Genomic DNA, 25,407 nt, shown 5'->3' on the forward strand with positions numbered 1-25,407 from the left:
AGAGTCAGGCGCTCTTTGTTTCATTAAATATCTTGTCTTGTAATTCGGCGTACTTAGTTAAATTTTGAAGATAAACACTACTCTTCATTGATTTAATTTTTCGTTCCAAACGTATAGCATGCGCATAATTATCGCAGTCAAACTTTAAGAACAAAACCCAATCATTTGTAATCGAAGTATAACTTTTTGTTCCATAAGTACCCAAATTATGATTTTCAATACGTTTTTGTAAATCTTCATGACATGCACCAATATAGAATTTATTAAGTGCTTAACTGTATAGAATGTATGTGTGTGACATACCTAAAAATAAAAAAACTCCATTAAATCATTTGATTTAATGGAGTTTTATGTGTGGTCCCACCTGGACTCGAACCAGGGACCACCTGATTATGAGTCAGGTGCTCTAACCAGCTGAGCTATAGGACCGGTTAAAATTTTATAATACGCATTCTAATTTGAAATCAGTAATACTGGTGCTCAAACCAGTTGTATTATAAAACCCGCAAATTGCGGATGCAATATTACTACTTATTTTTAACTGACACAAACAATTCTACCGCTACTTACCAATTTCTTGACATAACTCTACCAACACCCCATTCGCAGTCTTAGGGTGAACAAATGCTACGAGTTTGTTATCTGCTCCTTTTTTAGGTTTTTCATTTAATAACGTGAAACCTTCTTTTTTTAAACGTTCCATTTCCCCTACGATATCTTCTACCTCAAAAGCTACATGGTGTATGCCTTCCCCTTTTTTTTCTAAGAATTTGGCGATAGGTCCCTCTGGTTCTGTGGCGGCTAACAATTCAATTTTGTTTGGTCCGTTTTTAAAGAAAGAGGTTAGTACACCTTCCGATGCCACTTCCTCTTGTTTATAGGGTGCTACGCCCAATAATCTCTCAAAAAGTGCATTGGAATCTTCAATGTTCTTTACCGCTATACCTAAATGTTCGATCTTTTTCATGCCTTATTTGCTTCAGAGTACATCATATAAGGGTTAAGATACATTTTAATATGTATTTTTGCAGTATGGAAACGCAAAGACAACGTAAGATCGCGGGAGTTATTCAAAAAGACATTGTAGATATTCTACAAAAGGCTGCCATTGATGGTGGTCTTCGTAATACACTTATTTCCGTTTCTAAGGTTTCGGTTACTACAGATTTATCTATCGCAAAAATATACTTGAGCATTTTCCCCAATGAGAAATCGGGCGAGTTGATGGAAGGTATAAAATCTAACCAACCGCTAATAAAACACGAGCTTTCTCAACGCACACGTAATCAATTACGCAGAGTACCGGAGTTGCTGTTCTATTTAGATGATTCTTTAGATTATATAGAGAATATAGAAAAGTCATTGAAGCGCGAAGAAAACCCAATAGAGAACAGAGATTTGTTACCTAAACGCAAAAAGAGCTGATCGGTTGAATTTTCCACTCTATATCGCTAAAAGGTATGTGCGTTCTAAAAGTACCCAGAACGCGGTCAATATTATTAATTTCATTACCTTTTTAGTTATAGTTATTGGCTCTGCGGCACTGTTTATTGTGTTATCGGCTTTCGCCGGATTAAAAACTTTTAGCCTTTCGTTTACCGAATCTTTTGACCCACAGTTAAAAGCAATGCCCGTAGCGGGAAAAACTTTTACATTATCCCTAGAACAGGAAGAACGTTTGCAATCGGTCGACGGACTCGCATTTTACTCCAAGGAAATCGAAGAAAAGGTATCTCTAGAACATCGAGGAAAAAATCATATTGCCTACATTAAAGGGGTAGATAGTAATTACACCAAAGTAACGGGTGTGGATAGTACGCTATATATCGGCAATTGGACCATCAATGAATCTCAAGTGGTATCCGGTTTGGGTATTGCCAATATTTTAGGGGTTACCATCAATCAGTTTCGTAGTCCCATGCAGATTTATGCCTTTAAACCTGGTAAAGGCTCTATTTCACAGCAAAGTATCTCATCGCTCTATAATCAATTACCCATGGTGATTGGTGGTGTGTATGCCGTTGAGGCAGATTTGGATAATAAATATGTCTTTGCCGATCTACGATTGACTCAGGCTTTATTGGAAAAAGATTCTCTTTCCATTTCGGGTATCAATTTTAAAATGGACGAAGGCATTGAACCAAGTGCGGTTCGCTCGGAAATTCAATCTATTTTAGGTTCGGATGTTCAATTAAAAAATAGGCAGCAGTTAAACAGTACCCTCTATAAAATGCTGAATACCGAAAATGTGGCTACCTACCTCATCTTTACCTTGGTACTGATTATTGCTCTTTTTAATGTTGTTGGTGCTATTATTATGATGATTTTGGACAAGCAACAGAACTCAAAAACACTTTATAGCCTTGGAACTACAATTAAAGAACTACGACGAATTTACTTTGTACAGGGAATTCTAGTTACCGGTTTTGGCGGACTAATAGGTGTATTGCTTGGCGTGCTTATCGTGTGGTCTCAACTTGCTTTTAGTTGGTTGAAAATTACTCCGTCGCTGGCTTATCCAGTTAAGTTTGAATTCATCAACATTGGCATTGTACTGGCAACCATTTTAGTATTGGGCGTAATTGCTTCTAAGATTGCAAGTAGCCGTATTAATAAAAAGTTGGTGGATCTTTAAGCGTTGGTAAACTGATGGTCTCCAAATTTCTCTAAAACCTCATCAAAGGCTGCAAATACAGAAGCCGAATCATCACTAGTGACCATTTTCATTCTATATTCCTTAAAATTAGGAATACCCTTAAAATAGTTGGTGTAATGTCTTCTAGTTTCAAAGACTCCCAAAGTTTCACCTTTCCAATCGATGGACATTTGTAAGTGACGGCGGGCAGCTTCAACACGTTCTGCCATAGTAGGTGGCGCTAAGTGTGTTCCTGTTTCAAAATAGTGTTTTATTTCCCTAAAGATCCAAGGATAACCAATACTTGCACGACCTATCATGGCGCCATCCAAACCGTATTCATCACGCATTTTTACTGCTGCTTCCGGTGAATCTACATCACCATTACCAAATACGGGAATGTGCATTCTAGGATTGTTCTTTACATCTCTTATAGGGTTCCAATCTGCGCTTCCCTTATACATTTGTGCCCGTGTTCTACCATGAATGGCAATTGCCGCGCAACCTACGTCTTGTAATCGTTCTGCAACCTCAACAATTTTAATAGAGCTATCGTCCCAACCCAGTCTTGTTTTTACCGTAATAGGCAGGTTACTATGCTCTACCATAGCCTTGGTCAAAGAGACCATAAGGTCAATATCCTTTAGAATACCGGCTCCTGCTCCTCTTGACACTACTTTCTTTACCGGGCAACCAAAATTAATATCTATAATATCTGGTTTAGACTTTTCTACAATCTCTACAGATTGTAACATACTATCTAGATTAGCACCAAATATCTGAATACCTACAGGGCGTTCTTTCTCGTAAATATCCAACTTCATAACACTTTTTGCGGCATCACGAATCAATCCTTCCGAAGAAATAAATTCTGTATATACCACATCGGCTCCTTGCTCTTTACAAAGGGCTCTAAATGGTGGGTCGCTTACATCTTCCATTGGCGCTAAAAGCAACGGAAAATCAGGTAGTTGTATGTCTCCTATCTTGGGCACTGCATTCTAATTTTGGGATGCAAAGTTATATAAAAATACGGGAAGGTCATTACCATGACTATTGGATAAATAATATAGTATTAAAGGCTATTAAGGTAGGTTGAAATACTTGTTTTAGTATCAAAAGAAAAAAGCCGGTAAGGTTTTTATGATTTTAGCAGGGGTCTACCTATTAATTAGTTTAGGCGTTTGTGGTCCTATGATATCTTAACAGAACTATAGCCGTTTGTTTTCATCTGTATGCTTGCTTTTAGAATTATCGCGAATTTTAGTATTTCCGAATTTATATCTAAAGCCTAAAACAAATAATCGATTTTCGGGTCTTGTACTTGTGGAATTATTTTGGTCAAGGTAATTTCTTGTAGAATAGGTGTTACCGGTATTAAAAATATCTTCTACTCCTACTGAAACACTAGCATCTTTATTCCAAAAAGTCTTTCTAAAATTTATACCTAATTTACTATATGATCTAAAACTAGCATTACCTTTCACGTATGGAGAAATATAAGTGAACGCCATGTCTGCATACAACGATTCATCTTTTAACAATGTAAAATAGTTATTTGCTCTTATATATGTTGTCCAAATAGAATTCTCTATGACAGCATCTGATTCTAAATCAACAAAACTATTCTGATTATAATAATGACTTGCTAAAAAATAAAAATACCAATATGAAGTAAGGTATTTAGAAACACTTACATCTGCACCAAAATTATAATTGGTTTCTAAATTTACATATTGTGCCTTAAGTGTATTGGTCGTATTATCTTGAATAAATTGTTGTACCTGTTCGTCAGATTTTATACTGGTAAATAGTGCAAACTTATAGTCTTTGTCAAATACATAATCAACTTCTACGTACGATCGATAAGCTGGTTTTAAATTAGGGTTTCCTTCGAAAATAGAATTTGCCGATAAATAATATTGGAACGGGTTGATACTGCTATATCTTGCCCGGGTTATACGCCGGTAATATTTTAGCATAAAAGCATTTTTGTCTTTCGTATAAGACATTGACAGGTTTGGAAACAAATCAAAATAAGAATTACTGTTCGATAAGGATAATACATCTAAATCTCCCTTAGTATCTGTATATTCTCCTCGAAGACCGGCATTTAATTTCCATTTATCCCAATTGTTGCTGAAACTGATATACCCAGCATAAATTTGCTCATCATAATTAAAAATTCCAGACCCTGTTGGGTTAATACCATCTACGTTATCATCAAAACCAGTCTGTAATATACTTGCCTCTGAGTTTATGTTCGCAAATCTAAGACCTATCTCAAATGTAGATTGTTCAGATAATGGAAGGGTTAAATCTGTTTGAGCACTAAAAAGGTTTATAATCTGGTCAGATTTTAAGTTCAGCGTATTTTCAGATGTATTTTCGGTAAAACCTTCTACAATGTCATTATTTAATTCTTGATTGTCTTTAGAATCATAGTAGGTAAAGTGGGCATTTGTAGAAATTTCTGCTCCATCGTCGTTCAACCTATGAACCCAATCTAAATAATTAGATGAATTGAAGGTATCGTCAATTAATACATTTAGACCTTTTAAACGTGCCGTTAGTACTTCATTATTGTTTTCTATATCAGTAGTAGAGGTATATTCAGTGATACGATCTGGCGAAAAGCTTGAAGTAGAAGATAGGCTTATGGTATTTTTATCATTCAATTGTATATCTAAAAATAAGTTTAGATTGTGACTTTTTTCTTTGGTTATAGATTTTTGTTCTGCTGTCCATAACTCATTCTCCTGTCCATTTTCAAAAAATGTAGTAACGTCAGTATACCGAGTCCAATTTCTATTATGGCTAAAACTATAATTTGTAGTAAAATCTATCATTTTACCTTTAAAAAAATGATCCGTTCCAACCGTATGTTTTGGTAATACCCCTTGTGTGTATTTGTTGAACACTGCACCATTATACCCGGCTACAAGGTTTTTTTTCATTTTAATATCTATAAGCAAACCACCCTCTGCGCTATATTTAGCAGGCGGACTCGTTATTACCTCTATAGATTGCACATTACTTGCCGAACTACCGCTAAGTAAATTAATTACATCTTCTTCTGGCAAGTTTACCAACTTACCATTGATCATAATATTGACTTTAGAGCTGCCATTTACATACAAACGATTGTTCATGACCATAACACCTGGCGTGCGTTTTAGTACGTCCCATATATCACTATCGGAAATTGAAGTATTTTCAATATTGAAGATATGGCGATCTGCCAGTTGCTCTAGTTTAGGTTTGTGCTGCGTTACCACCACCTCGTCTAACTCTTGAGAACTTGTAAGAACCAAAGGTGCTATTTCAATAGAATCGGTTATTGTAAACAAGTCGCTTTCAACCGTATTCGCAATATAACTAGCAACTATACGATAACTGCCAGAAGAAACAGACTTAATTTCATATCGTCCCTGATCATTGGTGACGGTTCCTTTTATAAATTCACCGTCTTCACCCATCAAAATTACATTGGCAAGAACAACAGGTGCATTGTTCTCGTCTATAACCAAACCATTAATAGAAAAATCTTGAGCAATCGCTAGATAAAACGTAAGAAAAAATATAGACGATAAATATATATTCCGGGTCATTTAATATGCAGAATTCTAATTAAATGTAGGAAAGTAATATTGAAATATCTTACAGAAAGTATAAAAAATATCTACTACAACTATAAGAACCTGCTAAATAAGTAGTTATAACTACTCTAACCGTTCGCGCTCTATTTTATCTATGTTACGCTGGTTATCTTCTAAGCGGAAATTACCGAAGTTATAGGTGAAACCAAACTTAACATATTGGGTTTCTTCGACTGCCAAGTAGCGATTGTTTTGATTTAAGTATTGAGAAGAACTGTAAGCGTTATATTTTCCAAGAAGATCATTCGCACTAACGCTGAATACAGCTCTGTTATTTAAAAATGATTTTCTTAATCCTATGGTTAAATTTATAGTCTCATCTTGGATAAAGGATCCTTCTAACCAACCGGTAAGGTAAACAACACCCAACTCGCCCTTAAAACTACCATCATTAGAAAGGGTTATATAGTTGGTAATATCAATATATGCACCATTAAGTTCATTGGTGTATGAAAATGTATCGCTTTGGGAAGCTATAAAAGTTTCTTCTTCATGAAAGAAAGACATATAGCTGTACAAATACCAATTATTTGTAATTGACTTACCATAGGTAAAATCGAAACCGTAAGAAGTACTTCCTAGTACATTTTGGAAATTATCGGTTAATACAAAATCAGTGTTGTTTTGAAAAGTAAGATCCGAAATATACCTGCCATTATCACGGTAGTAAAAATCAAAAAAATACTCTTGATTTAGCGTATAGTTTAAATTAAAGTTATGAATAAAACTTGGTATCAAATTAGGATTGCCTTCTACAAAAATACGCTCATTACTATATGTTCTAAACGGATTTAAATTCTCATACCTGGGGCGTTGTACCTTTCTGGCATAATCAAAAGATAGACTATGGTGGTCATTGATATTGTGCAGAATATACAATGAAGGGAAAAGTTCAAAATAACTAAGTTCGTTAATGTTTGATACATTTACAGACACTCCCGTGCTTTTTGTTTGTTCTGCACGTAACCCTGTTTTTATACTCCATTTATCCCAGTCTTTAGAAAGGCTAAAATAACCCGCATACACACTTTCGTCATAGGTATAGTCATCAGAAAGATTGGGTATAAACTGCGTACCATTATTCTGTAGAAAATAATCTAATCTACTTTCAGAATCAATAAAAGAACCTTTTGCCCCTGTTTCAAAAAATACACTACCTAAATAATCAGTATAATCTATTTGAGCGGTCTTTATTTCTATCTGTTGATCAGCAATAGTAGAGAAATTAAAATCACGTATAAATGAGCCGCTAGGCTGAAAATAATCTGAGTTAACAACTTGATTTCGGTCTAAACCAAAATTTGTATAGTGTGCATTTACAGTTAAATTTCCTTGGTCTTTAAACTGATGTTTAAAGGTAAGATCGCCCGAAATATTATGCTTTTGTTCGCTTAAAAAACTGTTTGATGTAAAAATTGAATCTAAAACCCCTGCGCTGTTTTTAATGGTAGTTTCCTGAAAAAAATCAGCATCCTTTTTTGGTTGATACTGTGCGTTGCTTGTTAAGCTTAGAGAGTTCTTATCATCAAATTCATAATCTACCGATACACCTGCGCTATGGGTATTAGTGCGTATTATTTGATCAAAATCTGTATCCCAAATAGAAGTAATACCGGTATTATCCATAAAATTGGTATTGCTCAAAGTATTCTTAAACTCCTTCTTTGGGGTGTAATTGTAACTTGCGTTTACATTTAACTTTTTAGTCTTATAAAAATGCGATGTTCCAAAATTATACTTCGGAAAAACTCCTTGCGTATACCCAGCATTAACATTACCTTTATAGCCTACAGATACATTTTTACTAGTAACAATATTCAAAATAGAACCACCTTCGGCGTCATAGCTTGCTGGCGGATTATGAATAACCTCAACCGATTTTATATTCTCGCCTTGGTAATTTTCTAACAGACTTCTTACCTCTTCTGCAGATAATTGCACTTTACGATTATTGATATAAACCGTAGTGGCTTGATTTCTGACTTTCAGTTCATCATTCATCATAATCACTCCTGGTGTTTGACGAAGAATGTCCCAAGAACTGTTCTGAGAAACAACTGTATTTTCAACATTGAAAACAATACGGTCAACCTCCCTTTTTACAACAGGTTTATTGCTGGTAACGGTAACTTCGTTCAATTGTTCAGCTTCCTGTTCAATAATCAAAGCACCTATTTTAGTGTCACTTATAATTTCTAAGGGTAAATTCTTAGACACTTGACCAACATAAGATGCTTTCAAAAAATAAAGACCTTCTGCAATACCTGCAAATACAAAAACACCGTTTTCATCTGCAGAAGTACCTTTTACCAAAGTTGAATCTGTAACGGTGAGCAGAAAAACAGAGGCAAAAGCAATAGGTTCTTGGTATTGGTCTTTTACTTCACCTTTAAGCTCAAAAAATTGTCCATGTGCAAATTGTGTAACACCTAAGGTGAAACAAAAAATTATAAATAAAGGTTTCAACAGAATTTTGGGGCTATTTGTCAAATCTTAGTATGCTATTGTCGTAATTCTTTACAATATATGTAATACAAAGTTATAATTACAATAAATAAATAGATAACCACTCTAAAGCTTAGCGCTATAAATTAGATTATATTTGCAATTGCTCTTTAATGCCGAGTATATTTTTGGTAAATAAAGAGCGTCATTATTACTGTTTCCGCTATGAAAAACATTAGAAACTTCTGCATTATTGCACATATTGACCACGGTAAAAGTACCTTGGCAGATAGACTGTTAGAATTTACAGGATCGGTTACCGATCGTGAGAAAAAAGAACAGTTACTAGATAGTATGGATCTTGAAAGAGAACGTGGCATTACTATTAAAAGTCACGCCATACAGATGGATTATATCTATGAAGGAGAAGAATATGTTCTGAATTTAATTGACACCCCTGGTCACGTTGATTTCTCATACGAGGTTTCTAGATCAATTGCTGCCTGCGAAGGTGCTCTACTTGTTGTTGATGCTGCACAGAGCATACAGGCACAAACCATTTCTAACTTATACTTGGCGTTAGAAAATGATTTAGAGATTATCCCGGTTTTAAACAAGGTTGATTTACCTAGTGCCAACCCAGAAGAGGTTACAGATGATATCGTTGATCTATTAGGTTGTAAGGCGGAAGAAGTTATACCGGCATCTGCAAAAACAGGTATTGGTATTGAGGAAATTTTAAGTGCAATTATTGAACGTATTCCTGCTCCCAAAGGAAACCCAGATGAAGCATTGCAAGCTTTGGTTTTCGATTCTGTCTACAATCCGTTCAGGGGCGTTGAAACCTATTTTAGAGTTGTAAACGGTTCTATTAAAAAAGGACAAAAAATAAAATTTGTTGCCACCGATAAAAGTTACTTTGCAGATGAGGTTGGTACCTTAAAATTGACCCAGCATCCTAAAAAAGAAATAAATACAGGTGATGTGGGATACTTGATCACAGGTATTAAAGATGCCCGTGAAGTAAAGGTTGGTGATACCATTACAGATTCTGCAAACCCAACAAAAAATGCAATTGCAGGTTTTGAAGATGTAAAACCAATGGTATTCGCCGGTATATATCCTGTAGATACCGAAGATTTTGAAGAGTTAAGGTCTTCTATGGAAAAGTTGCAACTAAACGATGCCTCTTTGGTATTTGCTGCTGAAAGTAGTGCTGCACTTGGATTCGGTTTCCGTTGTGGATTCTTGGGAATGTTGCATATGGAAATTATTCAAGAACGCTTAGAGCGTGAGTTTGATATGACCGTAATTACAACTGTACCAAACGTTAGTTACTATGCATTCACTAGAAAAGATCCAGAGGTGCCGTTAATTGTCAACAACCCTAGTGATCTCCCAGATCCTTCTACAATTGATCGAGTAGAAGAACCATATATTAAAGCTACCATTATTACCAAATCGGACTTTGTTGGTAACGTAATGTCGCTCTGTATAGAAAAAAGAGGACAAATTACTAACCAAACCTATTTGACCACAGAGCGTGTTGAACTGAATTTTGATATGCCACTTGCAGAAATTGTATTCGATTTCTACGATCGACTTAAAACGGTTTCTAAAGGTTACGCGTCTTTTGATTATACCCCAATAGGTATGAGAGAGTCAAAATTAGTTCGTGTAGATATTTTATTGAACGCCCAAACGGTCGATGCACTTTCTGCCTTAATACATTTTGATAGTGCTACCACTATTGGTAAGAAAATGTGTGAGAAGTTAAAGGAGCTTATACCAAGACAACAGTTTGATATTCCTATTCAAGCGGCTATTGGTTCAAAGATCATATCTAGAGAAACAATTAAAGCCTTACGTAAAGATGTTACCGCTAAATGTTATGGTGGAGATATCTCTCGTAAAAGAAAGCTGTTAGAAAAGCAGAAAAAAGGTAAAAAACGTATGCGACAAGTGGGTAATGTAGAAATTCCACAAGAAGCATTTATGGCGGTACTGAAGTTGAACGACTAAATTATCTTACTTCTTTCTTATTTTTTAAATTCAATTGGTTGGGGAACTTGCCTGTGCTTTTTAAATAAACATTTTTAAATAGGATAATGGCTTTAAGATACTTCTATATAATAAGATATAGTTTGTCCTTGTAGTTCAAAATAATTAAAAATCGTAAAGAAAATCTGAAGTTACTCTTTGTTTTTGGCTTCCTCTTTATCCGGATCTTCGGTTGGGAACATTTTACCTAAATATGCCAGTTTATATCCTTTTTGAATGTCTGTAAAGTCTTTACTAAAGGCAGTAATGATATGAATATCTCCTTCTGGATCAATGAGGAACAAGGGAACGATATCGGCATCTGCCTTGGTAATTTCTATCAAACCTTCATAATGCTCTGTGTCGTGCAATTCTATTTCATGTATAGCCGGAAACTTCCTTGCCGCTTCGGTCAGTTTGATAAAATCATCTGTATGTGAAAACAATCCTTCTTTCGGATTATTCTCTGGGTCTGACATTTCATCTGCATCAACAAGTCTAAATGAACCATTTTCTCCAAAGGCATCTTGAAACTTATCAATAGCATATTTATTAATATCAGAATTCGCGGTCAACGCCATTAAATACCCAATATCGTTCAATTCAATATTATCGATTAAATTATCTGAATAAATGTTTGCTGAAATAGCCTCTAGGCCTAGTTTGTTCGCTTTGTCAATATTAGATTGGTTATTGTCGATCAACACTACATGCCTATCATTTTTATGTAAATAATCGCCAATTAAACGGGAAACTTTAGAAGCACCCAATATTAGAATACCTTCGGATTTATTTAGAAAAACACCTATTAGTTTGGCAAACACTCGAGCTGTAGTCGCATTTAACAACACTGTACCCAAAACGATCATAAACACCAAAGGCGTAATATATTCTGCACCCGCTTCACCTTTAGATAGCAGTTTAGAGCCAAATAACGAGGCAATACCTGCAGCAACAATACCTCTAGGACCTACCCAACTTATAAAAAGCTTCTCGTTGAATTTTAAGTTAGAGCCTATTGAACTTAAAAACACACCAAGAGGTCTAATTACCAATACAATGGCCAAGAATAACGCTATGGTTTTCCAGGTAAATATCAACTCTAAGTCGGCAATATTTATGTTAGCAGCCAATAAAATAAATAGTATGGATATTAAAAGAATACTCAACGATTCTTTAAAATAAAGTAGTTCTTTTATATTCGGCAAATTCGTGTTGCCCATAACCATACCCATAACCACTACGGCCAATAAGCCCGATTCATGCGCAAATACATCGGACATTACAAAAACTCCCAATACAACAGAAAGTGACACTACATTCAATAAATAATGAGGAATAAAGGTCTTTTTAATTAAAAAGGTAAGGGCATGCGCAAATGTAAAACCGAATGTAAAGCCAAATAAAAGAATTTTACCAAACTCGATTAAGGCGGTAACCGTATAAGCTTGACCTTCGCCAACACTAATAAACTCATAAACCAATACCGCAGCTAAAGCACCAATGGGATCAATGAGTATGCCTTCCCATTTTAAAATAGCTGAAATATCTTTCTTAAGTGGTATATTCCTTAATATAGGAGTAATTACCGTAGGACCGGTAACAATGATCAATGCTGAAAAAAGAAAGCATAGCTGCCATGAAAGCCCAAAAAGAAAATATGCAGCAAGTGCAGCCCCAAAAAAAGTGGTTAAACTACCAAGTGTAATAAGTTTTGTAATTACGGGACCTATATTTCTTATTTCAGAACGTTTTAGGGTGAGTCCGCCTTCAAATAGAATAATACTTATTGCCAAAGACACAAAATAATAGAGTCCTTCTCCTGGAAAAAGACCTTTATCACCATTCCAAATAGGTTCTATTATTTTAGATCCATCTTCTGTATACAAAGTAGACAAAGGTCCAACGATTAAACCTATAAGTATCAAAGGTAAAATTGCAGGCAGTTTTAAGCGCCATGCCACCCATTGAGCAAGTATTCCCAAAATTATAATCCCTGCAAGCTCTAGCATTTAATTTGTTTTGGTTAAAAATAACAATTCTAGACCAGTAAACGATATAAATAACTTACCATAACCCCTATTTTAATTTTAGAGATTTTATCACTTCATAAAATAACTGTATAAGGTTAAATGTAATCTAGGCGATCATAAGGTTCTCTAATATTTAGAGCTTTTAAATTTTAATATAAAAATTGGTTAACTTATACTAAGATAATACTACAACATATTATAAAAATCTTAAGATTATTTATGTAGGCGTAGCTGATGAATGTGCTTGTAAGATTAGCAATTTAAACTCTTAAAATTCATCTTTAATTCTTTCAAAATCAATTATAAATGTATTTATTACACCAAGTTTAATCCTACAAAAGAATCAGAAAAAACATCAAAATAGACAAGACTTTTATAACTTCGTTACTACACAAAAAATTAACTCTTATTATTAATTTGAAAATAATAGGGAAGTGCAATTAACTCATACCCATTAAAAATGTTTGTTCCAGAAAAGCATTCAATCTTAAAAAGCCCTTTATTTTATGGGTTTTTATCGTTTTTTCTGGTTCTTATCATTACTCAATTTATAGCCTATCAAAAATATCAGTTAGATCAAAAATCTGATCAACGAGAAATTGAACAAAGGGTCTCGCAACTAAAAGTTGATTTACAGAATGTATTAGGTCAAAGTTATAATGCGACTCATACCTTAGCCTTTATAGTTGACCATTATGGCATACCACAAAATTTCGATAGCGTAGCTCAATTGCTTTTAAATAGTAATAAGAGTATTGATGCATTAGAATTAGTGGATAAAAAAGGTGTAATAACCCATGTGTATCCATTAAAAGGAAATGAGGTTATTGGTTTGAATATTCTAGATGATCCCGATAATAAAATGGGTGCAACAACTACCCTTAAAAAAGGCGATTATTACACCGCCGGACCTATTTATTTAAGACAAGGTGGCTCCGGAATTATTGGGCGTAAACCCATGTTTAAAAATGGTGAGTTTAATGGATTTGTAGCGGCCGTGGTACGTTTGTCAACAGTGCTAAATGCTATTCAATTAGATACTTTGGGCGAATCGAAATTCTCGTACGAGTTGGTTAAAATTAATTTAGACGAAACCGAAGAAACCTTTTATGCCTCTGAAAATATTTCTAAAGAAGGCGCCACTACACTACCGTTAACTACAAGTGAAGGAGAATGGAAGTTATATGTATATTCGAATAATAATAAATTTAATTCCACCTCCACAATTTTCTCCGTTTTAGGTCTTCTACTCGCAATCGTTTGCGGGTTACTTTCCTGGTTTTTAATGCGCCAGCCTTCAAAGCTAAACAGATTGGTTGATGAAAAAACCGCAATGTTAAAAGAAAGTCAAGAGCGATATAAAATGCTTATTGAAGAGGCTTCTGATGGTATTTTTCTGTCCGATTTTAAAGGCAATGTTTTAGATGCTAACCCATTTGCTATACAGATGTTCAAGTATAGCAAACAAGAACTTTTAAATAAAAACATTACTGAGTTGATCTTATCTGAGGACCTTGTAAATATGCATAAAAATTTCACTAAAGTTATACAAGGTGAGTCCATGCGTATTGAGCGTAAAATGATAAAAAAAGATGGTACTATCTTTTATGGTGAGGTAAGTGGTAAAAAGTTAAGCAATTCTACTATTATAGGTATCGTTAGAGACGTCACCCAAAGAAAAGAACTTGAATTATCTGTTAAAGAAAATTTAGTGAAGTTCAGTAAAGCTTATAACAATGGTTTTGTTGGTATGGTCATCAAAGATCAGGCTAAACGATTTGTAGATGCCAATTGCTATTTTCTAGATTTAATAGGTTATTCCTTAGAAGAGATAAAAGGAAAAACCATGCATGAACTTGGGTTAATAGATATGGTTGAGGCCGTAAAGAAAAACCCTAAGCTGAATGCTTTTATTAACTCTGATCGCGTTGATAAAATCGAAATAGAATTAACCACCAAGAATGGTCAAAAGCTTCATTTAATTACATCTAATGAACCTTATGAGTATTTAGGAGAACAACTTTGTTTAAGTACATACATTGATCAAACTGAATCAAAAAATGCTAGCATAGCTATAGAAAAAAGCGAAAAAAGATATAAGCAGTTTACCGAGAGAATTTCAGACGCCTACGTAAGTTTGGATAAAAACTGGTGCTTTACAGTTATTAATGCCAAAGCAGCCAGAATAGTTGGTATAGATTCGAACGAGATGATAGGTAAAAATGTTTGGGACGAATTTCCTTCATTTAAAAATTCAGAAGCTTACGCTATTTATAACGGAGCAGTTAAAAGACAAGTTTACACCCATTTTGAACAATACCACGAAGAGGTAGATCGATGGATTGAAAACCACCTATATCCATCTCCAAACGGACTGTCTGTATTTTTTAGGGATATTACACACCGAAAAAAAGCCGATGAAGAAAAGCAACGACTTATTTCAGTAATAGAAAATAGTCCTGGTTTTATAGGTATGGCTACACTAGATGGAAAACCTCTTTTCTTAAATGATGCCGGTAAGAAATTAGTCAACCTGCCTAAAACTATTAACCCAAAAAACACCACTATACTCGACTTTTTTGAAGATGAATACAGGGAGGTAATAGCAAATGAACATATGCCTTCCATTATGGAAAAAGGACTATGGACCGGTGAAGTTCCACTAAAAAACTTTAAAACGAACAAACCTACACCTTTAGAATTTTCAGGTTTCTTAATTAAAGATGAGAAAACTAACAAACCTATTGCCATGGGCGCAATCGGGTTCGATTTAACGGAGCGTAAAAAAACACAAAAAGAAATTCTTGACCTACAGAGTAAAATGGACGCTGCGATAAGAATAGGTAAAATAGGATATTGGGATTTTGACATGAATACTAAAACCTATATCTGTTCTCCGTTAATATATCATATCTACAATATTGAACCAGACACCGTAATAGACATCCCTTTTCTTGAAAGTCTCATACACCCAGACGACTTAGATATGCATAGGCAAAACGTAATGTTAATTTTAAAAGAAAAAACCACCCATGCATTTTCTTATAGAATAATAGTAAAAGATGGTTCTGTTAAATATTTAATGGTTGAAACGGAGGTAGATAGAAATGATGATAACCGTGCGGTAAACATTCGTGGTACCATAATAGATATTACTAAACAAAAAGAGGCAGATTTTGAGATTTTAAAATTGCAGAACAGAATGAATGCCGCAATAAGAATCGGTAATATTGGATATTGGCATTGGGACATGACTGGTGATGTTGTAGAGTGGTCAAAAGAAATGTATGCTATACATGAAATCGACCCAAGTACTAAAATGACAGTAGACCTGGTTAGAAAAACCATTTATCAAGAAGACCTGTCTATAATGGACAAGGTATTATCTTCAAAACCTGGTGAAAAGCACCCAACACCAAGTATTTATAGATCTCAACTTAAAGACGGTACTTTTAAATATTTTTTAGCTTCATCTGAACTGGTTTTCGATGAGAACGAAGTACCAATTGTATATCGTGGTACCGCAATGGATATTACAAAAACCGTTCTGGCAGAAGAAGCCCTTAAAGAAAGTCAAGAGAAATTTGCCAAGGCCTTTGAGAACAAATTCGTTGGTATGCTCATTTTAGACGAAAGTGAGATTGTAATTGAAGCAAATGCTACAGTTTGTAGCATACTAAATGTTTCCAAAGAACAATTGATTAACAAAAAGATTATGGAGTCGGGTGTGGTTTTTTTAAATGATCATTACACTGAAAAAAGGCATAATACAATAAACCAATTAGAAAAACAAGGTAGGGTTACCAATGAAGAATTTAAAATTACCCTTACAAACGGACAGGAAAAAACCGTTTTAGTATCTAAAGAATATTTAGAGATAAAAGATCAAAAAAGGGTTTTAGTTACTATTAATGATGATACCAAAAGAAAAGAAACCGCCGAAAAATTAGCCACTCAATTTATTGAACTTCAAAAAACAAACTCAGAGCTAGATAGTTTTGTATACAGTGCGTCTCATGAACTTAGAGCTCCATTGTCTTCTGTATTGGGTCTAATTCAGTTGATAAAAATGGAAGGCGTTGACCCAAAATTATATCAACATATTGATATGATGGAAATTTCAATAGAGAGGTTAGACAGCTTTATTAAAGATATTATTGAGTACTCAAGAAATAAACATAAAAATATTGAGCTAGAACCCATTAATTTTAGTAATTTAATAGAACAGTCTCTTGAGAGTTTTTGGTACTTAGAAAACACCAAAAAAATTAAAATTGACATAAGCGTTGATGATAAGGTTCAATTTGTTTCTGACAGTAAAAGGGTTTCGGTATTATTGAATAATTTTATTTCAAATGCTATTAAGTATCATGACGTTAATAAAGAGTCACCTTTTATTTGGATAACCGTAAAAACATCTAAAAAAGAAGCTATCTTAGTTGTAAAAGACAATGGTGTTGGTATCGATGAAGACCAAATAAAACGAATTTTTGAAATGTTTTACAGAGTATCCTCTAAAGTAATGGGATCCGGTATTGGACTATTCATTGTAAAAGAGGTTATATCTAGATTAAAAGGAACTGTCACATTAAAATCTAAAATTGGAGAAGGTTCAACATTTACGATAACAATACCAAATGAATCAGGTAAATTATAATATGAGCAAGGATATTAATATTTTGTTGATCGATGATTCGGATGTCGATAATTTCATTAATAAAGCTGTTATTTCAAAAGAGGATAATATTTCTCAAATAACTACTATGACATCTGGGCAAGACGCTTTAAACCATTTAAATGAGATTGTTGATAACCCTGATACATATCCAGATATTATTTTTCTGGATATCAAAATGCCGGGTATGAACGGTTTTGAGTTTTTAGATGAATATTTAAAACTACCCGAAACTATTGTAAATCACTGTAAGATTTACATCTTAAGTTCTTCAATAGATTCAATAGATTCTGAAAGGGGAAAAGAATATGCCATTGTAAAAAAGCATTTGACCAAACCATTGGCACATCATAAAATTGGAAATTTATTGGCTGAAGACTAAACTTCTATAAAAAAGCGATTCATCAATTCTAAATTCAGTAAAAAACACATTATATAGGGCTTAAATTATAATATCTTCTTAATAATCATAAGATTTGGTACACTTTTATTATTTTGCCCCTTATGAAAATTTATCCCATTGAAACTGGTAATTTTAAGTTAGACGGTGGTGCTATGTTCGGGGTGGTTCCAAAAACAATTTGGCAAAGAACAAATCCGGCAGACGACAACAATTTAATTGATATTGCCGCCAGAAGTCTTTTGATTGAAGACGGTGATAGATTGATTTTAGTAGATACCGGTATGGGTAATAAACAATCTGATAAATTTTTTGGATATTACTATCGTTGGGGTGACTTCAATATAGATTCATCCTTAAAAAAATATGGTTTTCATAGAGATGATATTACCGATGTTTTTTTAACCCATTTACATTTTGATCATGTTGGTGGTGCCATACAATGGAACAAAAATAGAACAGGTTATGAGCCCGCATTTAAAAATGCTAAGTTTTGGACGAATGAAAAACATTGGAAATGGGCCACTGAGCCTAACCCAAGGGAAAAAGCTTCGTTTTTGAAAGAAAATCTGTATCCAATGCAAGAAAGTGGTAAGTTAACCTTTATTGATCATACAGATAAAAGCTTTTTAAAAGATAGTCCGCTCGGATTTGATATACGTTTTGTTGATGGCCATACAGAAAAACAAATGTTGCCACAATTTACTTATCAAAACAAAACTATTGCTTACATGGCAGATCTTATACCAACAGTGGGTCATATACCTTTGCCTTATGTTATTGGTTATGACACTAGACCACTTATTACCATGACCGAAAAAGAAATATTCTTGAACGAAGCTGTGGAAAACAACTACTATCTTTTCTTTGAGCACGATGCTCACAACCAACTTTGTACTTTAAAGCATACAGAAAGAGGAGTGAGGTTAGATCAAATATATACTTTCGACGAACTCTTCAATTAACGCTACACTATTTAATTTCTAAACTATAAACATTAACTAAAAGTTGCCCATATATGACAAACAATACTCTTAAATCAATCTTTGCCCTTTCGTTAGCGACCGTTTTATCAGGGTGCGGTAGTACCAATACAGCAACAAGTAGCGGATTAGTTCTTACCCCGGTAGAAAACATTGATTCCACGCCTTTAAAGATTTCAGATTTAACAACAGCCGAAAAAAACAATTGGGGCCATTTAGATCTTGTTTCCGATACCATACCTGGTATGAGCGTTGATAAAGCTTACACAGATATCATTAAAAATAAAAAGGGAACTAAAACCATTGTAGCGGTACTAGATTCTGGTATTGATCTTAATCATGAAGATTTAGATGATGTTCTATGGACAAATACAAAAGAAAAAGCCGGTAATGGTATAGATGATGACGGTAATGGCTACATTGATGATATACACGGCTATAACTTCTTAGGGGAATCTTATAACGAACAATTGGAATATGTTCGTATGCTACGTTTAAACATTGGAGACGCAGCAACCTTATCAAAAGCTAAAACAAAGCTAGATGCCGAATACAACGAAGCACTACAAGGTAAAGAACAATATGAATCTATTTATCTGGCAGTAAAAAATGCCGATGCAGACGTAAAAAAGTATTTAAACAAAGATACTTACACAAAACAAGACTTAGCCGGTATTACAGCAACCGATAAAACTATGCAGCGTAATGTGGCTATTTTAAATCAAATGTTCGGTATAAAGGATACCATTCCAGAAGTACTTGATGAACTGAACAACGGCATAAAATATTACACCGAGCAAGTAAATTACAATCTCAACAAAGAGTTTAATGGTCGTGAACCGGTTGGTGACAATCCATATGATATTACAGATGTAGATTATGGTAACGGTAACCCGATGAATAGGGTAGAAGATGAAAGCCATGGTACACACGTTGCCGGTATTATTGCTGCTGAACGCAACAATGGGATAGGGGTTAACGGGGTTGCCAACAATGTTGCCATTATGAGTATTAGAGCCGTACCTAATGGTGATGAATATGATAAGGATATTGCCAGAGGTATTAGATATGCAGTTGATAACGGTGCACGAATTATCAACGGAAGTTTTGGTAAGTCTTTTTCTCCAAATGCACAGTGGGTTTATGATGCCATAAAATATGCAGCCGACAACAATGTACTTTTTGTACATGCAGCTGGTAATGATGGTTCAGATCTTGATAACCCTATCAATGCTAACTTTCCAAATGATCAGGTGAACAACGGACCTGAAATTGCAGATAATGTAATTACCGTTGGTGCATTGAACCCAAAATATGGTTCTGAATTGGTTGCAAGCTATTCAAACTATGGTAAAATAAATGTTGATGTTTTTGCTCCTGGTACAGATATCTATTCTACCTACCCAAATAACGATTACGAATATTCTCCTGGTACTTCTATGGCCGCACCCGGTGTTGCCGGTGTTGCCGCATTGGTAATGTCTCAATATCCAAGTTTAACGGCTGCCCAGGTGAAAAAAATTATTTTAAACTCTGGTCTTCCGATCAAAACCAAAGTGGTTTTAGGTAAGAATACCGGCAAAAGCGCATCATTAGATGAAATTTCTACTTCAGGCAAAATTGCAAATGCTTATAACGCTTTGGTAATGGCCAGTAAAGTAGCTGCAGGGCAGATAGAACTTTAATTATATATGACTCAAATGACTAAATCATTTTTTACATTCTTTACCGCTTTATTATCCATTGGGCTATTTGCTCAAGGTAATACCAACTACTGGCAACAACATGTAGATTATACCATGGCCGTTGACATGGATGTTGACAATTTCCAGTATACCGGTACACAGACCTTGGTGTATACCAATAACTCACCAGATGAACTTAAAAGAGTGTATTTTCACTTGTATTTCAATGCCTTTCAACCAGGTAGCGAAATGGATATTCGCTTGCAGAATATTGCTGATCCAGATGGGCGTATGACAACTGCCGATAAGAAAAGTAGAATTGCAACACTTACCGAGAGTGAAATGGGCTATCTACATGCGACTTCATTGACCCAAGACGGCAACCAAGTATCTTTTTCTGAAGAGGGTACCGTATTGGTAGTCGACCTTGCAAAACCAATTCCTTCAGGTGCAAAGTCTACCTTCAACATGGAATTTAAAGGCCAAGTGCCGTTACAGATAAGACGTTCGGGTAGAAATAGCGAAGAAGGTGTTGCCTTATCTATGAGCCAATGGTATCCAAAATTAGCGGAATATGATTTTGAAGGTTGGCATGCCGATCCATATATTGCCCGTGAATTCCAAGGTGTATGGGGAGATTTTGATGTAAAATTGACTATTGATAAGGATTACACCGTTGGTGGAACCGGATATTTACAGAATGCAGATGAAATTGGACATGGTTATGAAACGCCTGGCACAAAAATTAAAAAGCAAAAAGGTAAAACCTTAACCTGGCATTTTAAAGCCCCTATGGTACATGATTTTATGTGGGCTGCCGATCCAGATTATATCCACGATATTCAACAGGTACCTAACGGTCCGGTTTTACATTTCCTTTACAAGGATGATCCAAAAATTCTTGAGAATTGGAAAAAGCTTCAGCCTAAAACTATTGAGGCAATGGAGTTTTTTAGTAAAAATATCGGTAAATACCCATATGATCAGTATTCGGTTATTCAAGGTGGCGATGGTGGTATGGAGTATGCGATGTCAACTTTAATTACCGGTAATCGTAAATTTGGTAGTTTGGTAGGTGTTATGGCACATGAACTGGCACATTCATGGTTTCAACATATATTGGCAACAAATGAAAGTAAACATGAATGGATGGATGAAGGGTTTACTTCATTTATCTCTAAACTTTGCATGACCGAAATTATGGATTCGGATAAAGAAAATCCGTTCGAAGGTACCTATAAAGGTTACAGAAATTTGGCTTTGTCAGGTAAAGAACAACCACAAACCACCCATGCCGATCGCTACGCTCTTAATTTTGCCTACGGAATTTCCGCTTATAGTAAAGGATCTATTTTCCTTTCTCAATTAGGCTATATTATTGGTCAAGATAAATTGATGGAAACTATACGTACTTATTACGATGAGTTTAAGTTTAAACATCCAGTACCTAATGATGTAAAACGTGTTGCCGAGAAAATATCTGGTATTGAGTTAGATTGGTATTTAACAGATTGGACACAAACTACCAATACTATCGACTACGGAATTAAAGAAGTGTCTACCGTTGAAACCAATACTAAAGTTACTTTAGAGCGAATTGGTTTAATGCCTATGCCTTTAGATATATTGGTTGTGTACAATGACGGAAGTAGAGAGACTTTCTATGCACCTTTACAAATGATGCGTGGAGAAAAAGAAAACCCTTATGAGGGTGTAGAGAGAACCGTTATTAAAGATTGGCCATGGGCTTACCCAAGCTATGAATTTGAGATACAAAAACCAATGTCCTCAATACAAGCTATAGTTATAGACCCTTCTCAACTAATGGCAGATGTTAATTTAGAGAACAATGTTTGGCAAGCAGAGTAGTATCTTCTTGTAAAGTTTTAGATATTTATGCCCCCAATTCGGGGGCTAATTCTTTTTAATGCTTCTTTACTAATGGATCAATCCTTCGGAAAAAAGGAAAAACTTAAAAGCAAAATACTCATCACACAATTGTTTGAAGAGGGTAAGGGCATTTCTGTATATCCATTGAAATTAATTTATCTATCCATCGAAAAAAAAGAAGTCCCTATTAAAAGCGCGGTTACCGTATCTAAAAGAAATTTTAAAAGCGCTGTTGACAGAAATAGGATCAAGCGCTTACTTAGAGAGTCTTACAGATGCAACAAAGCACAGGTTTTTAACAATACAGATGCTAACTTTGCGTTTCTATTTTTATACCTTGGTAAGGATATGCCCACCTTTGAGCAGTTAGATCATAAAATGAAGCTCGTTTTAAACAAGTTTAAGCTACAGATTGATGAAAAAAATAGTAAGTAAAAAAGTTCTTGTACCCATAATAGCCATTGCCTTTCTTTTTATAGGAAGTAGTTATAAAAGTGACTTTTTTGAAATAGCTAAGCAAATTGAAATCTTTACTACCCTGTTCAAAGAATTGAACATGAATTATGTGGATGAAACCAACCCAGCAGAATTAATGGATACCGCCATTAAGAATATGCTCAATGAATTGGATCCATATACCAAATTTCTAAACGAACAAGACGTTGAAACCTATCGTATAAACAATGCTGGTGAATATTCCGGTATTGGTGCCATGGTACGTTCATTCGATGATAGGTTATTAATTATTGAACCACATGAAGGATACCCAGCCGACAAAGCAGGATTAAAGGCTGGAGACGAGTTAATACAGATCGGGGATATCAAAGTAGCCGATTTTGAAAACAATGCCAGTGAGCTTTTAAAAGGGGCTAACGGATCTACAGTTACCGTAACCTACAAAAGACAGGGCAAATTAAAAACTACAAGTATAACTCGTGAAGGTATAGAAGTCGATGCCGTACCGTTTTATAGAATGATAGATAATAAGACCGGTTATATTGTGCTTGCAAAATTCAACGCAAAAGCTACCGATCAGACCAAAGCGGCATTATTGGACCTTAAAGGAAAAGGTGCCGAAAAAATCATCTTGGATTTAAGGGACAATCCTGGCGGCTTGTTATCTGAAGCTATTAATGTTACCAATTTATTCGTTCCAAAAGGAGAGCTTGTGGTGACTACAAAATCAAAGGTTAAAAAATTCAACCGAGAATACCATACCAACAACCAACCTGTTGATGAAGAAATACCGTTAGTAGTACTTGTAAACGGTAGTAGTGCTTCTGCCAGTGAAATTGTTTCTGGTAGTTTACAAGATTTAGATAGGGCGGTAATTATGGGTGCAAGAAGCTTTGGAAAAGGTTTGGTTCAACGTCCGCTTAAATTAACTTACGGTACACAACTTAAAGTTACCATTTCTAGATATTATACCTCTTCTGGGCGTTGCATACAATCATTGGATTATTGGAACAGAGATGAAAGTGGTAATGCCGTTCGTAATACTACCTTCAATGACTTTACCACACGAAATGGTAGAAAAGTACAAGATGGCGGCGGTATCTTACCAGATATTGAAGTAGCTACTTCTAAAACCAATGACCTTACCTTGGCACTTTTACAGAACAATGTCATTTTTGATTATGCTACAGATTACCACTATGCGCATAATTATACAGATGTAAGCGATTTTAAATTTACAGATGCAGATTTCAATGATTTTAAAAATTACGTAAAGAAAAGTAGCTTCTCTTTTGAAACAAAAGCTGAACAAGCCATTAAAAAAGCGCTTTCTGGTGATGAGAACGACTTTTTGGGATCAGAGGTTAAGGATAGCTACAAAACTTTGTTGGCGAACATTGAAAAGGGCAAACTCAATGCCTTGGATAAATACCAAAGCGAGATTCAAAAGAATTTGGAAGATGAAATCGTTAAGCGCTATTTCTATAGAGATGGTCTGTACCAATATTACTTGAACAATGATGAGGCTATATTGGCCGCAACCGAATTATTAAGCAATAAATCAAAATACAGCGCTATTCTAAAGTAACACCTTTTAGTACCTACACGACTCTTTATCTGAAATTTGATAATACTTTTTATAGTTCAATGCTTTTGGGTCTGTACAGCCTTTTAAGTTGCGTATTTTAATATTCTTAAAATCTATAGGTTGACCTTCACTTTGTAATGCTATAAATCCCTCTTTTAAAGGTTTACCATCTTGCTTCATTTTAGGGTCATAACCAGTAGCTACACCTCCGCCAATTTGAGGTTTTATATATTCTAATACTGTTTTTCCGTTAATGATATGTTTAACCAATGAATCATGGTATACGATTAATTCTGCCGTTACCCATTGATCACCAAAGTAAGTATCAGACGTAGATTTTATACAATGTCTGGGATCTATTTTACCTCCATAAACAACATCTGTGCCTGGTGAGCACATATTACCGGTGGGGCGTTCTACACCTTCTTCAACTCCCGCTAAAAATTGCATTTCAACACTTATGGGCCAGTCTTGTTCTTTCAACATGGTACGTGGATCTTGAGAATGGAACATTACCCCACTATTTAAAATAGTATAATCTGGTGCTCCTTTATATAGTTCACCAACAAACCGGTATTGCATCGTTAAATGGAAATCTGAAAAAGGTTTATCATAGTATAAATGCGAATACCTGTTATTGAATTCGCCCTCGTATTTATCATACCTCACTTTTACCATATTGTCTTCTACCCTAAACGTATCTGCATAATTATTACCAACTTCATAATGGTGCACTTTGGTTGTCCATCCGCTTAAATCGGTACCGTTGAACATAGTCTCCCAACCATCGTTAGACTGTTGAGCATAGGTAACCGTGCATCCTATTAATATTAAAAATAAGCCCTGAAATAGATTGAATTTAAGTTGTTTAATTTTCATATAAATGCTTCGTTGAAAAGATTGTTGATCGGTATTAAT

17 protein-coding genes and 1 tRNA gene are annotated in these 25,407 nt (G+C 34.9%); 10 read left to right on the top strand and 8 right to left on the bottom strand.

Annotated elements, in window-relative coordinates; all coding sequences use genetic code 11:
- Window positions 1–4: 4 nt before the first annotated feature.
- From DCS95_RS20690 to mce, 3 genes are all read right to left on the bottom strand, one after another.
- Complete coding sequence (locus DCS95_RS20690) at window positions 5–253, bottom strand: GIY-YIG nuclease family protein (protein WP_116771545.1); 249 nt, start codon at window positions 251–253, stop codon at window positions 5–7.
- 102 nt (window positions 254–355) lie between these two features.
- A tRNA-Ile gene (locus DCS95_RS14780) sits at window positions 356–429 on the bottom strand.
- Between the two features lie 133 nt (window positions 430–562).
- Window positions 563–967, bottom strand: coding sequence for a methylmalonyl-CoA epimerase (mce, locus tag DCS95_RS14785; protein ID WP_116771546.1), 405 nt, complete (start codon window positions 965–967; stop codon window positions 563–565).
- Between the two features lie 65 nt (window positions 968–1,032).
- Here mce and rbfA point away from each other — a divergent pair, with 65 nt between their 5' ends.
- Window positions 1,033–1,425 carry a 30S ribosome-binding factor RbfA gene (gene rbfA / locus DCS95_RS14790; RefSeq protein ID WP_036150772.1) on the top strand — a complete coding sequence of 131 codons (393 nt, stop codon included), beginning with the start codon at window positions 1,033–1,035 and terminating at the stop codon, window positions 1,423–1,425.
- A 4-nt stretch (window positions 1,426–1,429) separates the two neighbouring features.
- The gene (locus DCS95_RS14795; RefSeq protein WP_116771547.1) at window positions 1,430–2,635 is read left to right on the top strand and encodes an ABC transporter permease; all 1,206 of its coding nucleotides are present in this window, start codon (window positions 1,430–1,432) and stop codon (window positions 2,633–2,635) included.
- Here the strand turns inward: DCS95_RS14795 and dusB are convergent.
- From dusB to DCS95_RS14810, 3 genes are all read right to left on the bottom strand, one after another.
- Window positions 2,632–3,630, bottom strand: coding sequence for a tRNA dihydrouridine synthase DusB (dusB, locus tag DCS95_RS14800; RefSeq protein ID WP_116771548.1), 999 nt, complete (start codon window positions 3,628–3,630; stop codon window positions 2,632–2,634). The two genes, DCS95_RS14795 and dusB, sit on opposite strands and share 4 nt — an antisense overlap.
- A 216-nt stretch (window positions 3,631–3,846) precedes the next feature.
- Entirely contained in the window at window positions 3,847–6,246 is a 2,400-nt protein-coding gene (locus DCS95_RS14805) for a TonB-dependent receptor (RefSeq protein ID WP_116771549.1), read from the bottom strand.
- Window positions 6,247–6,357: 111 nt separating this feature from the next.
- A complete protein-coding gene (locus DCS95_RS14810) occupies window positions 6,358–8,760 on the bottom strand; it encodes an outer membrane beta-barrel family protein (protein WP_116771550.1) in 2,403 nt (800 codons plus the stop codon).
- Window positions 8,761–8,964: 204 nt separating this feature from the next.
- Here DCS95_RS14810 and lepA point away from each other — a divergent pair, with 204 nt between their 5' ends.
- Complete coding sequence (gene lepA / locus DCS95_RS14815) at window positions 8,965–10,761, top strand: translation elongation factor 4 (protein ID WP_116771551.1); 1,797 nt, start codon at window positions 8,965–8,967, stop codon at window positions 10,759–10,761.
- Window positions 10,762–10,931: 170 nt separating this feature from the next.
- On the opposite strand, the gene DCS95_RS14820 is transcribed toward lepA, so the two are convergent.
- Window positions 10,932–12,791: a cation:proton antiporter gene (locus DCS95_RS14820; protein ID WP_116771552.1), complete on the bottom strand. Its 1,860-nt coding sequence runs from the start codon at window positions 12,789–12,791 to the stop codon at window positions 10,932–10,934.
- 481 nt (window positions 12,792–13,272) lie between these two features.
- Here DCS95_RS14820 and DCS95_RS14825 point away from each other — a divergent pair, with 481 nt between their 5' ends.
- The 7 genes from DCS95_RS14825 to DCS95_RS14855 all read left to right on the top strand — a co-directional run bounded on the left by DCS95_RS14825 (window position 13,273) and on the right by DCS95_RS14855 (window position 24,489).
- On the top strand, window positions 13,273–17,469 hold the full coding sequence (locus DCS95_RS14825) for a PAS domain S-box protein (RefSeq protein WP_116771553.1): 4,197 nt from the start codon (window positions 13,273–13,275) through the stop codon (window positions 17,467–17,469).
- Window position 17,470: 1 nt separating this feature from the next.
- Window positions 17,471–17,869 carry a response regulator gene (locus DCS95_RS14830; RefSeq protein ID WP_164674208.1) on the top strand — a complete coding sequence of 133 codons (399 nt, stop codon included), beginning with the start codon at window positions 17,471–17,473 and terminating at the stop codon, window positions 17,867–17,869.
- A gap of 122 nt (window positions 17,870–17,991) precedes the next feature.
- Window positions 17,992–18,852 carry an MBL fold metallo-hydrolase gene (locus DCS95_RS14835; RefSeq protein ID WP_116771555.1) on the top strand — a complete coding sequence of 287 codons (861 nt, stop codon included), beginning with the start codon at window positions 17,992–17,994 and terminating at the stop codon, window positions 18,850–18,852.
- A 53-nt stretch (window positions 18,853–18,905) separates the two neighbouring features.
- Window positions 18,906–20,555, top strand: a complete 1,650-nt coding sequence (locus DCS95_RS14840; protein ID WP_116771556.1) for a S8 family peptidase — start codon at window positions 18,906–18,908, stop codon at window positions 20,553–20,555.
- Between the two features lie 15 nt (window positions 20,556–20,570).
- Window positions 20,571–22,424, top strand: a complete 1,854-nt coding sequence (locus tag DCS95_RS14845; protein WP_116771557.1) for a M1 family metallopeptidase — start codon at window positions 20,571–20,573, stop codon at window positions 22,422–22,424.
- Between the two features lie 27 nt (window positions 22,425–22,451).
- Window positions 22,452–22,880: a ribonuclease P protein component gene (rnpA, locus tag DCS95_RS14850; RefSeq protein ID WP_236564450.1), complete on the top strand. Its 429-nt coding sequence runs from the start codon at window positions 22,452–22,454 to the stop codon at window positions 22,878–22,880.
- Window positions 22,861–24,489 (top strand): S41 family peptidase, encoded by a 1,629-nt coding sequence (locus tag DCS95_RS14855; protein WP_116771558.1) that lies wholly within the window; start codon window positions 22,861–22,863, stop codon window positions 24,487–24,489. The genes rnpA and DCS95_RS14855 overlap by 20 nt, the downstream gene beginning before the upstream one ends.
- A 6-nt stretch (window positions 24,490–24,495) precedes the next feature.
- On the opposite strand, the gene DCS95_RS14860 is transcribed toward DCS95_RS14855, so the two are convergent.
- Window positions 24,496–25,368 carry a 3-keto-disaccharide hydrolase gene (locus DCS95_RS14860; RefSeq protein WP_116771559.1) on the bottom strand — a complete coding sequence of 291 codons (873 nt, stop codon included), beginning with the start codon at window positions 25,366–25,368 and terminating at the stop codon, window positions 24,496–24,498.
- Window positions 25,369–25,407 lie beyond the last annotated feature (39 nt).

This window comes from Maribacter litoralis, assembly GCF_003075045.1.
In the GTDB taxonomy this organism is placed as follows: Bacteria; Bacteroidota; Bacteroidia; order Flavobacteriales; family Flavobacteriaceae; genus Maribacter; species Maribacter litoralis.

Coding starts and splice junctions, on each gene's coding strand:
- DCS95_RS14855 (WP_116771558.1), top strand. CDS start 22,861: ATGAAAAAAATAGTAAGTAAAAAAGTTCTTGTACCCATAATAGCCATT.
- DCS95_RS14830 (WP_164674208.1), top strand. CDS start 17,471: ATGAGCAAGGATATTAATATTTTGTTGATCGATGATTCGGATGTCGAT.
- DCS95_RS14845 (WP_116771557.1), top strand. CDS start 20,571: ATGACTAAATCATTTTTTACATTCTTTACCGCTTTATTATCCATTGGG.
- DCS95_RS14860 (WP_116771559.1), bottom strand. CDS start 25,368: ATGAAAATTAAACAACTTAAATTCAATCTATTTCAGGGCTTATTTTTA.
- DCS95_RS14820 (WP_116771552.1), bottom strand. CDS start 12,791: ATGCTAGAGCTTGCAGGGATTATAATTTTGGGAATACTTGCTCAATGG.
- DCS95_RS14805 (WP_116771549.1), bottom strand. CDS start 6,246: ATGACCCGGAATATATATTTATCGTCTATATTTTTTCTTACGTTTTAT.
- mce (WP_116771546.1), bottom strand. CDS start 967: ATGAAAAAGATCGAACATTTAGGTATAGCGGTAAAGAACATTGAAGAT.
- DCS95_RS14825 (WP_116771553.1), top strand. CDS start 13,273: ATGTTTGTTCCAGAAAAGCATTCAATCTTAAAAAGCCCTTTATTTTAT.
- DCS95_RS14840 (WP_116771556.1), top strand. CDS start 18,906: ATGACAAACAATACTCTTAAATCAATCTTTGCCCTTTCGTTAGCGACC.
- rnpA (WP_236564450.1), top strand. CDS start 22,452: ATGCCCCCAATTCGGGGGCTAATTCTTTTTAATGCTTCTTTACTAATG.
- DCS95_RS14835 (WP_116771555.1), top strand. CDS start 17,992: ATGAAAATTTATCCCATTGAAACTGGTAATTTTAAGTTAGACGGTGGT.
- rbfA (WP_036150772.1), top strand. CDS start 1,033: ATGGAAACGCAAAGACAACGTAAGATCGCGGGAGTTATTCAAAAAGAC.
- lepA (WP_116771551.1), top strand. CDS start 8,965: ATGAAAAACATTAGAAACTTCTGCATTATTGCACATATTGACCACGGT.